The sequence below is a fragment of the Streptomyces sp. NPDC059092 genome (assembly GCF_042756365.1).
Taxonomy (GTDB): domain Bacteria; phylum Actinomycetota; class Actinomycetes; order Streptomycetales; family Streptomycetaceae; genus Streptomyces.
In genome coordinates, this window is sequence record NZ_JBHZEJ010000020.1 from 78,002 (window position 1) to 92,446 (window position 14,445).

Consider the following 14,445-nt stretch of genomic DNA (forward strand, 5'->3'; position numbering starts at 1 on the left):
TCCTGCTGGTAAGTACGGCCTTCCTTGCTGGCGGGAGCGATTTTTCGTGCGTATTTTCGAAGCATTGGGGGGTGTGGACCGATCCGCGGACGGATCCGGGATCCGCCCCCGTGAAGGGGAGAAGCATGTCCATCATCGAAACCGAGGCCACCCTCCACGAGGCCCACCGCGACAATCACACGCACCGTGATGTGAACGGCGGCTGGCTGCGTCCCGCGGTGTTCGGCGCGATGGACGGGCTGGTCTCCAACCTGGCGCTGATGACCGGGGTCGCCGGCGGCGCCGTCTCTCAGCAGACGATCGTGATCACCGGACTGGCGGGGCTCGCCGCGGGCGCCTTCTCCATGGCCGCGGGCGAGTACACCTCCGTGGCCTCCCAGCGGGAGCTGGTCCAGGCCGAACTCGATGTCGAGCGGCGGGAGTTGCGCAAGCATCCGGCGGACGAGCTGGCCGAGCTGGCCGCGCTCTACGTCTCCCGGGGCGTGAAGCCCGACCTGGCCCTTGAGGTGGCCACGCAGCTCTCGCGCGACCCCGAGCAGGCGCTGGAGATCCATGCCCGCGAGGAGCTGGGCATCGACCCCGACGACCTGCCGTCGCCGCTGGTCGCCGCCGTGTCGTCGTTCGGTTCCTTCGCGCTGGGCGCGCTGCTGCCCCTCCTGCCGTATCTGCTCGGCGCCACCGTGCTGTGGCCCGCGGTACTGCTCGCCCTGACCGGGCTCTTCGCCTGTGGCGCGCTGGTGGCCCGGGTGACGGCGCGGAGCTGGTGGTACAGCGGGCTGCGGCAGCTCGTCCTCGGCGGTACGGCGGCGGCGCTCACGTACGGGCTCGGCGCGCTGTTCGGCGCCGCGCTCTGACGCGACCTCCTCGTATCCCCGTAACGCTCACGCCGCACATCCGCCCCGGCGCGCCCGACCCGTAACGCTCGCCCCGTACATCCGCCCCGTACGCCGCCGGTACGCGCCGTACATGCGTACGACACAGGGCGCGGCCGAAATCTTTCCCCCGCCCGGCCCAGCACGGCGGGGGAAATCGTCCACCCTGTGACCTACGTCCCTGGGCGTTCCGGCCGTACGGGTGCGACACTATGCCTGGCGCCACATATGCAGCCGTTACTCGGCGGTTTCGAGTCGTTCATCAACGGGCATGAGCCGTAGGCGCCGCAGGCAATGAAGCCAGCTCCGCCACAGCCGAACGGACGACGATCTGTCCGTCTGCGCCCCCACATCCACCGCTACGAGCGGTGTCCACATGCTGGAACGCGGTATCCGCTTCCCGAGAAGCTTTCCATCATGTAACCTGCACGAAATTTCTTGGAGGGCCAGCGTCGTCCCTCGGTAATCGCATATGCCAAGCCGATACACACGACGACGGGAGAGCCGATGCGTTCCGACGCCTGGTCGCCCATGGACGGTCGCCCCGCCCCGCAAGGGATGTACGACCCCCGTAACGAGCACGACGCCTGCGGCGTCGGCTTTGTGGCCACCCTCACCGGTGTTGCCAGCCATGAGCTGGTGGAGCAGGCGCTGACCGTACTGCGCAATCTCGAACATCGCGGCGCCACCGGCTCCGAGCCCGACTCCGGCGACGGCGCGGGAATCCTGCTCCAGGTGCCGGACGCCTTCCTCCGCGAGGTCGCGGATTTCGACCTGCCCGAGGCCGGCTCGTACGCCGTCGGCATCGGCTTCCTGCCCGCCGACGACGCCACGCACGCCGTCTCGCGGATCGAGACGATCGCCGCCGAGGAGGGCCTCGACGTCCTCGGCTGGCGCGAGGTCCCCGTCGCCCCCGAGCTGCTCGGCTCCACCGCCCGCTCGACGATGCCGGCCTTCCGCCAGCTCTTCGTCGCGGACGGCACCAGCGCCGGCATCGCCCTGGACCGCAAGGCCTTCCTGCTGCGCAAGCGCGCCGAGCGTGAGGCCGGGGTCTACTTCCCCTCCCTCTCCGCCCGGACCGTCGTCTACAAGGGCATGCTCACCACCGGCCAGCTCGAACCGTTCTTCCCCGACCTCTCGGACCGCCGGTTCGCGACCGCCGTCGCGCTGGTCCACTCCCGGTTCTCCACCAACACCTTCCCGAGCTGGCCGCTCGCCCACCCGTACCGCTTCGTCGCGCACAACGGCGAGATCAACACGGTCAAGGGCAACCGCAACTGGATGCGCGCCCGCGAGTCCCAGCTCTCCTCCGGCCTCTTCGGCGACGGGACCCCCGAGAACACCGCGAAGCTGGAGCGGATCTTCCCCGTCTGTACGCCCGACGCCTCCGACTCCGCCTCCTTCGACGAGGTCCTGGAGCTGATCCACCTCGGCGGCCGGTCGCTGCCGCACTCCGTGCTGATGATGGTCCCCGAGGCGTGGGAGAACCACGACTCCATGGACGCCGACCGGCGCGCGTTCTACCAGTTCCACGCCACGATGATGGAGCCGTGGGACGGCCCCGCCTGCGTCACCTTCACCGACGGCACCCAGGTCGGCGCCGTCCTCGACCGCAACGGACTGCGTCCGGGCCGCTACTGGGTGACCGACGAAGGACTCGTCGTCCTCTCCTCCGAGGTCGGCGTCCTCGACATCGACCCGGCGAAGGTCGTCCGCAAGGGCCGTCTCCAGCCCGGCCGGATGTTCCTCGTCGACACCGCGGAGCACCGCATCATCGAGGACGACGAGATCAAGGCGTCCCTCGCCGCCGAGCAGCCCTACAAGGAGTGGCTGGAGACCGGCGAGATCGAGCTGTCCGACCTCCCCGAGCGCGAGCACATCGTGCACACCCACGCCTCGGTCACCCGCCGCCAGCAGACCTTCGGCTACACCGAGGAGGAGCTGCGCGTCCTGCTCGCGCCCATGGCCCGCGCGGGCGCCGAGCCCATCGGCTCCATGGGTACGGACTCGCCGATCGCCGCGCTCTCCGCCCGGCCCCGGCTGCTCTTCGACTACTTCACCCAGCTCTTCGCGCAGGTCACCAACCCGCCGCTGGACGCCATCCGCGAAGAACTTGTCACCTCGCTGCGCTCCTCGCTCGGCCCGCAGGGCAACCTGCTGGAGCCGACCGCCTCGTCCTGCCGCAGCGTCACCCTGCCCTTCCCGGTGATCGACAACGACGAGCTGGCCAAACTCGTCCACATAAACGCGGACGGCGACATGCCGGGCATGAAGGCCGCCACGCTCTCCGGCCTCTACCGGGTCAGCGGCGGCGGCGACGCCCTCGCCGCCCGCATAGAGGAGATCTGCGCCGAGACCGACGCCGCCATCGAGAGCGGCGCCCGGAACATCGTGCTCTCCGACCGGCACTCCGACGCCGAGCACGCCCCGATCCCCTCGCTGCTGCTCACCGCGGCCGTCCACCACCACCTCATCCGTACCAAGCAGCGCACCCAGGTGGGGCTGCTGGTCGAGGCCGGCGACGTACGCGAGGTGCACCACGTCGCGCTGCTCATCGGCTTCGGCGCCGCCGCCGTCAACCCGTACCTCGCCATGGAGACCGTCGAGGACCTGGTCCGCGCCGGTACGTTCATCGAGGGCCTGACGGCCGAGCAGGCGATCCGCAACCTGATCTACGCGCTCGGCAAGGGCGTCCTCAAGGTGATGTCCAAGATGGGCATCTCCACCGTCGCCTCCTACCGCGGCGCGCAGGTCTTCGAGGCAGTCGGCCTGGACCAGACGTTCGTCGACAAGTACTTCAACGGCACCGCCACCAAGATCGGCGGCGCCGGTCTCGACATCGTCGCCCAGGAGGTCGCCGCCCGGCACGCCAAGGGCTACCCCGCCTCCGGGATCTCCGCGAGCCACCGCAAGCTGGAGATCGGCGGCGAGTACCAGTGGCGCCGCGAGGGCGAGCCGCACCTGTTCGACCCGGAGACGGTCTTCCGCCTCCAGCACGCCACGCGCACCCGCCGCTACGACATCTTCAAGCAGTACACGGGCCGGGTGAACGAGCAGTCCGAGCGGCTGATGACGCTGCGCGGCCTGTTCAACTTCACCTCCGGACGCGCCCCCGTACCGCTGGACGAGGTCGAGCCCGCCTCCGAGATCGTCAAGCGCTTCTCCACCGGCGCCATGTCGTACGGCTCGATCTCGCAGGAAGCCCACGAGACCATGGCCATCGCCATGAACCAGCTCGGCGGCAAGTCCAACACCGGCGAGGGCGGCGAGGACGCGGAGCGGCTGTACGACCCGGCCCGCCGCTCCTCCATCAAGCAGGTCGCCTCCGGCCGCTTCGGCGTCACCAGCGAATACCTGGTCAACGCCGACGACATCCAGATCAAGATGGCCCAGGGCGCCAAGCCCGGCGAGGGCGGTCAGCTCCCGGGCCACAAGGTCTACCCGTGGGTCGCCAAGACGCGGCACTCCACCCCCGGTGTCGGCCTGATCTCCCCGCCGCCGCACCACGACATCTACTCGATCGAGGACCTCGCCCAGCTCATCCACGACCTGAAGAACGCCAGCCCGCAGGCCCGCATCCACGTGAAGCTGGTCTCCGAGGTCGGCGTCGGCACCGTCGCCGCCGGTGTCTCCAAGGCACACGCCGACGTCGTGCTGATCTCCGGACACGACGGCGGTACGGGCGCCTCCCCGCTCACCTCGCTCAAGCACGCGGGCGGCCCCTGGGAGCTGGGCCTCGCCGAGACCCAGCAGACACTGCTGCTCAACGGCCTGCGCGACCGTATCGTCGTCCAGACCGACGGCCAGCTCAAGACCGGCCGCGACGTCGTCATCGCCGCGCTCCTCGGCGCCGAGGAGTACGGTTTCGCGACCGCGCCGCTCGTCGTCTCCGGCTGCGTCATGATGCGCGTCTGCCACCTGGACACCTGCCCGGTCGGCATCGCCACCCAGAACCCGGTGCTGCGCGAGCGCTTCTCCGGCAAGGCCGAGTACATCGTCAACTTCTTCCAGTTCATCGCCGAAGAGGTCCGCGAACTCCTCGCCGAGCTGGGCTTCCGCAGCCTCGAAGAGGCCGTGGGCCACGCCGAACTCCTCAACACCGAGCGCGCCGTCGACCACTGGAAGGCCCAGGGGCTCGACCTCGCGCCGCTCTTCCACGTCCCCCAGCTGCCCGAGAACGCCCCGCGCCACCAGGTCATCGCCCAGGACCACGGCCTGGAGAAGGCCCTCGACAACGAGCTGATCAAGCTCGCCGCCGACGCGCTCGGTGCCGACAGCGCCGAGGCAGCCCAGCCCGTCCGCGCCCAGGTCGCCATCCGCAACATCAACCGGACCGTGGGCACCATGCTCGGCCACCGGGTGACCAAGAAGTTCGGCGGCGCCGGTCTGCCCGACGACACCATCGACATCACCTTCACCGGCTCCGCCGGCCAGTCCTTCGGCGCGTTCCTGCCGCACGGAGTCACCCTGCGCCTGGAGGGCGACGCCAACGACTACGTCGGCAAGGGCCTCTCCGGCGGCCGGGTCGTCGTACGCCCCGACCGCGGCGCCGAACACCTCGCCGAGTACTCGACCATCGCCGGCAACACCATCGGCTACGGCGCCACCAGCGGCGAGCTGTTCCTGCGCGGCCGCACCGGCGAGCGCTTCTGCGTCCGCAACTCCGGCGCCACGGTCGTCTCCGAAGGCGTCGGCGACCACGGCTGCGAGTACATGACCGGCGGCCACGCCGTCGTCCTCGGCGAGACCGGACGTAACTTCGCGGCCGGCATGTCCGGCGGCGTCGCGTACGTCATCGACCTCGACCCGGACAACGTCAACGCCGGGAACCTGGCGGCCGTCGAACCCCTCGACGACACCGACAAGCAGTGGCTGCACGACGTGGTGCGCCGCCACCAGGAGGAGACGGGCTCCACCGTCGCCGGGAAGCTGCTGGCCGAGTGGGAGACCGCCGCCGACCGCTTCAGCAAGATCATCCCGACCACTTACAAGGCAGTGCTCGCCGCCAAGGACGCCGCCGAGCTGGCAGGTCTCTCCGAGACCGAGACCACCGAGAAGATGATGGAGGCGGCGACCAATGGCTGACCCGAAGGGCTTCCTCACCACCGGGCGCGAAGTCGCCACGTCCCGCCCCGTCGAGGAGCGCGTCAAGGACTGGAACGAGGTCTACGTTCCGGGCTCGCTGCTCCCCATCATCAGCAAGCAGGCCGGGCGCTGCATGGACTGCGGCATCCCGTTCTGTCACAACGGCTGTCCGCTCGGGAACCTGATCCCCGAGTGGAACGACTTCGCCTACCGCGAGGACTGGACGGCGGCGAGCGAGCGCCTGCACGCCACCAACAACTTCCCGGAGTTCACCGGACGGCTCTGCCCGGCGCCCTGCGAGTCCGCCTGCGTCCTCGCGATCAACCAGCCGGCCGTCACCATCAAGAACGTCGAAGTCTCCATCATCGACAAGGCGTGGGACAGCGGCGACGTCACCCCGCAGCCGCCCGAGCGGCTCTCCGGCAAGACCGTCGCCGTCATCGGCTCGGGCCCGGCCGGCCTCGCGGCGGCCCAGCAGCTCACCCGGGCCGGTCACACGGTCGTGGTGTACGAGCGCGCCGACCGCATCGGCGGGCTGCTGCGCTACGGCATCCCCGAGTTCAAGATGGAGAAGTCGCACATCAACCGCCGCATCGAGCAGATGCGGGCGGAGGGCACCAAGTTCCGTACCGAGACGGAGATCGGCCGGGACATCACCGCGTCGACCCTGCGCAAGCGGTACGACTCGGTGGTCATCGCCGCGGGCGCCACCATCTCGCGCGACCTGCCCGTCCCGGGCCGCGACCTCAACGGCATCCACTTCGCGATGGAGTACCTGCCGCTCTCCAACAAGGTGCAGGAGGGCGACCTGACCGTCTCCCCGATCACCGCCGAGGGCAAGCACGTCGTGGTCATCGGCGGCGGCGACACCGGCGCGGACTGCGTCGGTACGGCGCACCGCCAGGGCGCCGCCTCCGTCACCCAGCTGGAGATCATGCCGCAGCCCGGCACCGACCGGGCCGCGCACCAGCCGTGGCCGACCTTCCCCATGCTCTACAAGGTCACCTCCGCGCACGAGGAGGGCGGCGAGCGGCTCTACTCCGTCTCCACCACCCACTTCGAGGGCGACGAGGACGGCAACGTCCAGTCACTGCACCTGATCGAGGTGGAGTTCAAGGACGGCAAGCTGAACCAGAAGGCGGGCACGGAGCGCGTGATCCCCGCCCAGCTCGTCACCCTCGCGATGGGCTTCACCGGCACCGACCAGCAGAACGGCCTGGTCGAGCAGTTCGGTCTGGAGCTGGACGAGCGCGGCAACATCGCGCGCGACGCGCAGTACGCGACCAACGTGCCCGGCGTGTACGTCGCGGGTGACGCGGGCCGCGGCCAGTCCCTGATCGTGTGGGCGATCGCCGAGGGCCGCTCGGCCGCGGCCGGCGTCGACCGCCACCTCACCGGGGCCAGCGACCTCCCGTCGCCGATCCGCCCGACGGACCGGGCGCTGATGGCCTGACCCGTACCATTCAAGAGACTCCCGTACAAAGGCGTACGGGCGGTGTCGGCCCGGGGAGCGTCTCCCGGGCCCTCCCGCAAGACGCGGCGCCTGCCTCCAGTCCCCGACCGGACCCATGGCAGGCGCCGTGGCGTGCGTCCGGGGACCGGTGCGTCCGAACCAGTGGGAGAATCAGGGGAATTCAGCCCCGTCGACCGCAGAGGACCGCGCATGGTCACCGCTCCTGGCTCCGCCCCTTCCGTCCCTTCCGCCCCGGGTATCAGCCTGCGCAAGGTGGAGGAGACGGCCCCCGCGCTGGTCAGCCTCTACAAGAGCGCGAAGGTGTCGCTGGAGAAGAACGGGCTGAGCGGGGAGCGCGCCGCCGTCTACCTCGTCCTCGATTACTCGGGCTCGATGCGCGAGTACTACCGGGACGGCACGGTCCAGGCCCTCGCGGACCGGGTGCTGGGTCTCTCGGCGAACCTGGACGACGACGGGATCGTCCCGGTCGTCGTCTTCTCCACCGACATCGACGCGCAGACGGACATCTCCCTCGCCGGTCACCAGGACCGTATCGCCAAGATCGTCGCCTCCCTCGGGCACATGGGGAAGACCAGCTACCACCTGGCGATGGACGCCGTGATCGACCACTACCTGGACAGCGGCTCGACCGCCCCCGCCCTGGTCGTCTTCCAGACGGACGGCGGCCCGATCAGCCGGCCGGCCGCCGAGCGCTACCTCTGCAAGGCCGCCAAGCTGCCGCTGTTCTGGCAGTTCATCGGCTTCGGCGACCCGGACAGCAGCCAGTTCGACTTCCTCCGCAAGCTCGACGACCTTCCGGTGCCGGAGAAACGCGCCGTCGACAACGCGGGCTTCTTCCACGCGGGCCAGAACCCGCGCGAGCTCCCGGACGGTGAGCTGTACGACCGGCTGACCGCCGAATTCCCGCACTGGCTGACGGCCGCGCGGGCGCAGGGCATCGTACGGTGACCCGCCGCGGCGAGGGGTGCCCGGCGCCCGTCACGTGCCGGAGTGTCCGGCCGGCCCCGTCGCGCTGAGCGGGCCGGCCTCGCGCGCCTTCAGCGCGAGCGCCCCGCTCGGGCAGATGTGCACCGCCTCCCGTACCTGGTCGAGGTCGTCCTCCCCGACCTCGTCGGCCAGGACGACCACCGTCCCGTCCTCCTCACTCTGGTCGAACAGCTCAGGCGCCGTGAGGACGCACTGACCGGCGCCGACACAGCGCGCGCGATCCGCGACGATCCGCAGTTCTGTACCCACCGGATGCTCCTTTCACCGACCGATCACCGACAGGTCACCACGTGACCGGCAACTCGTACACGCCGTAGACGGTGCTGTCGTCCTTGAACGCCAACTGCTCGACGGCCGCCGCGAGCCTCAGCCCGGGGATCCGCCGGAACAGGGTGTCGAAGACGATCTGCAGCTCCATCCTGGCCAGGTTCTGCCCCAGGCACTGGTGCGCGCCGAACCCGAAGGCGAGGTGGTTACGGGCTCCGCGCTCGATGTCGAGCACGTCCGGGCGCGGGTAGACCGACGGGTCGTGGTTGCCCGCGTTGCTGAGGACGAGTACCCCTTCGCCCTCCCGGATGAGCACCCTGCCGACCTCCACGTCCGCCTTGGCCACGCGCAGGACCGCGGTGTCGGCGATGGTGAAGGTGCGCAGCATCTCCTCGACCGCCGCCGGGGTTCTCGTCGGGTCCGCGCGGAGCGCCGCCAGCTCCTCCGGGTGTTCGAGCAGCGCCATGGTGCCGAGCGAGATCATGTTCGCGGTGGTCTCGTGGCCCGCGATCAGCAGCAGCAACGACAGGCCGATCAGGTCCTCACGGTCGTACGTCCCGTCCTCGCGGTGCTTCAGGATCTGCCGGCCGAGCAGATCGTCGGTGGGCTCCCGCTCCTTGTCCGCGATCAGGTTCTCCAGATACACCCGCAACTCGTCCAGCGCGTGGACCCTCTTGCCGGCCGACGCGGTGCGGCTGATCAGCTGGGACGAATGGCGCTGGAAGAACTCGTGGTCCGTGTACGGAACCCCCAGCTGCTCGCAGATGACCAGCGAGGGCACGGGCAGCGACAGCGCCGTCACCAGGTCCGCCGGCCGGGGCCCGGCGAGCATGGCGTCCAGACACTCGTCGACGATCTGCTGGATCCGCGGCTGGAGCGCCCGCATCCGCCGCACGGTGAACTCACCGAGCACCGTACGCCGGGCCGGGCCGTGCTCGGGCGGGTCCAGACCGATCATCGTGGGCCGTGCGTCGGCGGCGATCTGCCGTGCGCCCTCGCTGAGCGCGGGGAATCCGGGAGCGGTCCGGTCCGAGCTGAACCGGGGATCGGCCAGCACCGTACGGATGTCCTCGTGGCGGCTGACCGCCCAGGCGGTGGCGCCGGTGGGCAGGGTGACCCGCACCACCGGAGTCTCCTCGCGCAGCCGCCCGTACTCGTCGGGCGGGGCGTAGGGGCAGGTGCGGTGGACGGGCAGCGTCATGTCGGACCGATCAGGTCCGTCGGACCGGCCGTTCATGCGGTGCCGGGCGTTCGTGTCGTGGTGACGGTCAACATCGGGGATGCTGCTCATCGGATCACTCCATTTCAGGCGTACCGGCCAAAAGGGGATCACTCGCGCACGCCTTCGACACTAACCAAGTGGATTTTTTTCGTCCAGATGAGGGATGGCAGAATCGGCCACCCCTTACGGAGCCCCTACAAAGAGGCGGTGCCACGGCTCTCCGTACCGGTGACCCACGCCGCCACCGGTACGACCGTGCCCGCTGCGTCTACGAGCCCGGGACCCTCGCCTTGGGCAGTGCCCGCAGGGTCGCCTCGGCCTTGAGCAGCATCTCCTCGTACTCCGCGACGGGGTCGGAGTCGAGCACGATGGCGCCACCCGCACCGATGGTCAGTTCGCCATCCTGGCTCACAGCGGTGCGGATGGTGATGCTGAGGTCGGTGGTTCCGGTGTATCCGATGAAGCCGAGGGCTCCGGAGTAGACCCCGCGGGCTTCGCTCTCCAAGGTGTCGATGATCTCCATGGTGCGTAGCTTCGGCGCGCCCGTCATGGATCCGCCGGGAAAGCATGCCCGTACCGCGTCCACCGCGGACGTGTCATCACGCAGCGTCCCGGTGACCGTGGAGACCAACTGGTGCACGGTGGCGTAGGACTCCGTCACCATGAGGGACGGGACGGTGACGGTGTCGATCTCGCAGATCCGTCCGAGGTCGTTGCGGAGCAGGTCCACGATCATGAGGTTCTCCGCGCGCGTCTTGGGATCCATCTGCAAGGAGCGCCGTATCTCGTCATCGGTCCGCGGGTCCGGGTGGCGGGGCGCTGTTCCCTTGATCGGTTTGGTCTCCACCGTGCGGGTGGCGTCCACCTTGAGGAATCGCTCGGGTGAGGAGCTGAAGACCGAGACCTCGCCGAGGCGCAGGAACGCGGCGTAAGGAGCGGGGTTCAGCCGGCGCAGGCGCTGGTAGTAGGCGAGATCGTTCGCCGGCGCGGGCAGGCGGAGTTTGTTGGTGAGGCATATTTCGTAGCTCACGCCCTCCCGCAGTCGTCGATCGCACTCACCGATGTCGGCCAGGTACTGGTCGCGCGAGCGGACCAGCCGTCTCGACGCGTCGTGGTTCTCGGCGCGGGGCGGGGGAGACGTGTCGGGCCCTGCGGTGGGCAGGTCGGCCAGTTCGGGTACCACCGTGCTGATCCACTTCTGGGCGGCGTCCGAGTCCTGCTCCTCGCACACGGCGACGACATAGGTACGGTTCTCGGCGTGGTCCACGGCGATGAAGCGGTCGGCTTGGAGCCACACGGCGTCCGGGGTCTCCGACCGGTGGGTGCGACGGGCGCCGAGATCGGCCTTCAACTCGTAACCGAAGTAACCGACGTAGCCGCCGGCGAAATCGAAGGGCAACTCCTCGACGCCGGCGACCACACGGTCGGTGCGGCGGTTGAGGGCGTCGAAGATGGTGCCGCCCTCCAGTCGCCGGATCCCTTCCGCGGGTTCCACGACGACGTGCTCGTCCTCCACCCGGTAGGTCAGCATCTCGGTTCCGGGAGCTTCCGCGGAGCCGAGGAAGGAGAAGCGGGCCAGGCCCGGTTCGACGTGTGAGCTGTCCAGCCAGAAGGAACGTGAGCCGGCACCGAACAGGGCCTGGAAGGCGGCCTCGGTGTCGACGGCCCTGTCCAGGGTGTGGATCCGCGCCTGGAGTTGTACGGGGTGTGCGGGCGGAGCCGGCGGTGCGACAGGCGCGGGCATGTCACCGGTGCCGGCGCCGACCCGGCGGTCACGGATGCTGACACCGCCCTCACGTGAGCCCGAGGCGAGCGCCAGGTCACGGAAGTTCGCCACGAGGCGGGCGCCGTGCTCCGTGCAGATCGACTCGGGGTGGAACTGCACCCCCCACCAGGGCCGGTCACGGTGGGCCAGGCCCATGACCACTCCGTCCTCGGCCCGCGCGGTGATCCGGAGGTGGTCGGGCACGGGTTCGGCGATGCTCAGCGAGTGGTAGCGCACGGCGGTGAACTCCTGCGGAATGCCGGCGAAGAGTCCGTCACCGCTGTGCCGGATCGTGGACAGGTATCCGTGTCGGGGCTGTGGGGCGGGGGCTATGCGCGCGTCCGCCAGGAGCCCCATGCCCTGGTGCCCGAGGCACACACCCAGGACCGGGAGCCGGGTGTCCTCCAGGACGTCGCGGGAACGGCCGAAGTCGCGAGGGACGGCCGGGTGCCCCGGTCCCGGCGAGATGACCGCGGCATCGAAGGTGTCCAGGTCGAGGTGGTCCCAGGCGGTGGCGTCGTTCCGTACGACGACGGGCGCGATGCCGTACACCTTCGCCAGGAGCTGGTACAGGTTGTAGGTGTAGGAATCGTAGTTGTCGATGAGCAAGACGCGCATGGGTCAGCACCAGGGGTTGTCGGAGGCGGAAAGCCAAAGAGCGGAAGAGGGGGGAGTGCGTTGTCTCTGAGCTTCGGCGGGCACCGCCCGGTCCGCTGGATCGCTGCTCGGCCTACGGGGCTTGGACATCAGGTGCGGCGTGGTCGGAGGTCGTCAGGGAGTTCCGGTCGTCACCGTCGACCAGTCGAAGGGGAGGGAGTCGAGGACATCGAGCTCTTGGCACAGTTGCCGCAATCCGCTGAAGTCCTGAAGGAGCCGTCCACCGCCGGAGGCGTTCTCGATGTCGTGCAGCATCTGTCCGCCCCCCTCCACTCCGAGCACTTCCAGGATCCTCGCCCAGGTCGTGAAGTCGTGGGCGGCGAACGCCTCCATCCCGTCGGCCAGCGCGGTGAGGAAGTAGTCGCGTTGTCCGCCGGTGAAACGCTTCCATGTCTCCTGCGCGACGGTGCTCGCGATCGAGGCGTGACAGTATTCGTCACGGTTGTGCAGGACGGCCGTCAGACGGTTGATGGGCTGGATCTCCTGATCCTCGGCAATGAGGTCCAGGTGGGCGTTTATGGAGATTTCCGCGACCGTGGTGAAGGCGAGTGAGACCAGAGCCTGATGCTCAGGTGTCTCAGCGGCGGCGAGCTGGTGTGCGTGCCGGCGCGTTTTGCGGCCGAAGGGAAGTGCGGACTCCGGCATTTTCCAGCCGCGTTGCCGACGCGTCACGGCGCTGGCGTTCAGGTGCATCAGCGTGTGGTACTGCTCATCAACCATGGCTTGCGTCACCGCGATGGCCATCGAATCGCCCAGCCCCGTGTCGAAGGCGCCGTTGGTGATCAGGCTGAACCCCGGGTTGACCACGAATTGCTCGATGTCCATGACGTTCTTGTTGAAGGCCACCCAACCCCACGCAAGTATCCGTGCCTTGACCTTGTCGTCGAGACCGAGAAATGTGGGGTGATTCCGGAAAGGCAGCAGGGCCACCGGGAAGTCCGGCTTGTCCTGCTCGAACACGTCGTCCAGAGTGTCCTCCCGCCGCCTGACGGTGGCGCGCCGGTCCCAGTTGCCGGCGAGCCTGCTGAGGATGGCGTTCTCCACCGCGTCATCCGGATCGTGTTCCGGGAGCGACCGCAGCCGTTCCACCACGGAGAATGCTCCGAATTCCGGGTTAATGGGCATCTCGTCCATATTGATCCTTATGATCTCGCCTACTGCCCATGGATGAGCCGGGCGCACGCCCGGTCCAGGTCAGAGACCGGTCCCCGTCGTGCCTGACGTGGCCTTGAGGGACTGGACATCGCTCGGTTCCAATGCGATCCCGAAGATCTTCTCGGGAGCGGAAAGCGTCTCGTCCTCGTCGAGTTCCCGCTGCGCCGGCGGCTCTCCAAGTCGCATTTCCGTGAGTGTGTTGCCGATGAGAACGTGCCTCACCGCGGGCTGTGTGCGCTGGAGGACCATCCGGTGGTTGAACGGTGAGCGAGCATGGGTCAGGCAGAAGTGGTTGAGGAGCTCGAAGTCCGAGGGATAGCGCGGGTCCGTGGTGAAACCGTAGAGCTCCACCGCTCCCTGGGGCCGCACGGATCGCAGTACGTATTCGCCGTGCGGTTCCCGCACCATGTCAAAGGGCCAGTCGCCGTCCAGCCGTGAGTTCTCGGCGAGACGGATCGGCTCATGCAGCCCGTACCCACCGAAGCTCACGTCGAAGAGCCAGCGATCACCGTCCAGCTCGACGCACAGGGCGACGTGGACAGCCGGCCCCACCTTGCTTCCGGTGCGGACCCTGGACCTGGCCGAGAGCGCCGAGAACGTGAACCCGATCCGGTCCAGCACGGCTGCCACCAGGACGACGTGTTCCATACACCAGCCGCCACGGCCCCGTCGCACGATCTTGTCCTGGACGCTGTCCAGGTCCAACGGCACCGGCCGCCCGAGCACCGCGTCAATGTTCTCGAAGGCGATCGCCCCGACGTGGGCGGCGTGCAGGCCCCGCAGCGTGGCGAGATCCGGAGCGACGTCGGCCGGATATCCCACACGAGACAGGTATGCGTCCAGGTCGACGCCACTGCCCTGCCACATCGAATCCGTCATTCGTATCCCATCCTTCAGTCTTTGACCTGATCACATACCGGGGCCGCGACATCGCGGTCGCGTACCACGCGGATGCGGCTCC

At 69.0% G+C, this 14,445-nt stretch carries 9 protein-coding genes; 4 read left to right on the forward strand and 5 right to left on the reverse strand.

Going from position 1 to position 14,445, the window contains the following annotated elements; all coding sequences use genetic code 11:
* Nucleotides 1-125: 125 nt before the first annotated feature.
* The 4 genes from ACFXPL_RS14890 to ACFXPL_RS14905 all read left to right on the forward strand — a co-directional run bounded on the left by ACFXPL_RS14890 (nucleotide 126) and on the right by ACFXPL_RS14905 (nucleotide 8,379).
* Nucleotides 126-854 (forward strand): VIT1/CCC1 transporter family protein, encoded by a 729-nt coding sequence (locus tag ACFXPL_RS14890; RefSeq protein ID WP_384918083.1) that lies wholly within the window; start codon nucleotides 126-128, stop codon nucleotides 852-854.
* A gap of 525 nt (nucleotides 855-1,379) precedes the next feature.
* Nucleotides 1,380-5,957 carry a glutamate synthase large subunit gene (gene gltB / locus ACFXPL_RS14895; protein ID WP_384918086.1) on the forward strand — a complete coding sequence of 1,526 codons (4,578 nt, stop codon included), beginning with the start codon at nucleotides 1,380-1,382 and terminating at the stop codon, nucleotides 5,955-5,957.
* Nucleotides 5,950-7,410: a glutamate synthase subunit beta gene (locus tag ACFXPL_RS14900; RefSeq protein WP_384918089.1), complete on the forward strand. Its 1,461-nt coding sequence runs from the start codon at nucleotides 5,950-5,952 to the stop codon at nucleotides 7,408-7,410. The genes gltB and ACFXPL_RS14900 overlap by 8 nt, the downstream gene beginning before the upstream one ends.
* Before the next feature lie 210 nt (nucleotides 7,411-7,620).
* Nucleotides 7,621-8,379 carry a vWA domain-containing protein gene (locus tag ACFXPL_RS14905; protein WP_384918092.1) on the forward strand — a complete coding sequence of 253 codons (759 nt, stop codon included), beginning with the start codon at nucleotides 7,621-7,623 and terminating at the stop codon, nucleotides 8,377-8,379.
* Between the two features lie 30 nt (nucleotides 8,380-8,409).
* Here the strand turns inward: ACFXPL_RS14905 and ACFXPL_RS14910 are convergent, their stop codons facing one another.
* The 5 genes from ACFXPL_RS14910 to ACFXPL_RS14930 all read right to left on the reverse strand — a co-directional run bounded on the left by ACFXPL_RS14910 (nucleotide 8,410) and on the right by ACFXPL_RS14930 (nucleotide 14,363).
* Nucleotides 8,410-8,667, reverse strand: a complete 258-nt coding sequence (locus tag ACFXPL_RS14910) for a ferredoxin (protein ID WP_384918095.1) — start codon at nucleotides 8,665-8,667, stop codon at nucleotides 8,410-8,412.
* Nucleotides 8,668-8,701: 34 nt separating this feature from the next.
* Complete coding sequence (locus tag ACFXPL_RS14915; protein ID WP_384918165.1) at nucleotides 8,702-9,922, reverse strand: cytochrome P450; 1,221 nt, start codon at nucleotides 9,920-9,922, stop codon at nucleotides 8,702-8,704.
* 253 nt (nucleotides 9,923-10,175) lie between these two features.
* Nucleotides 10,176-12,290: an aminodeoxychorismate synthase component I gene (pabB, locus tag ACFXPL_RS14920; RefSeq protein WP_384918098.1), complete on the reverse strand. Its 2,115-nt coding sequence runs from the start codon at nucleotides 12,288-12,290 to the stop codon at nucleotides 10,176-10,178.
* 153 nt (nucleotides 12,291-12,443) lie between these two features.
* Complete coding sequence (locus tag ACFXPL_RS14925) at nucleotides 12,444-13,463, reverse strand: diiron oxygenase (protein WP_384918101.1); 1,020 nt, start codon at nucleotides 13,461-13,463, stop codon at nucleotides 12,444-12,446.
* A gap of 60 nt (nucleotides 13,464-13,523) precedes the next feature.
* Entirely contained in the window at nucleotides 13,524-14,363 is an 840-nt protein-coding gene (locus tag ACFXPL_RS14930; protein ID WP_384918103.1) for an arylamine N-acetyltransferase, read from the reverse strand.
* Between the last annotated feature and the right edge of the window lie 82 nt (nucleotides 14,364-14,445).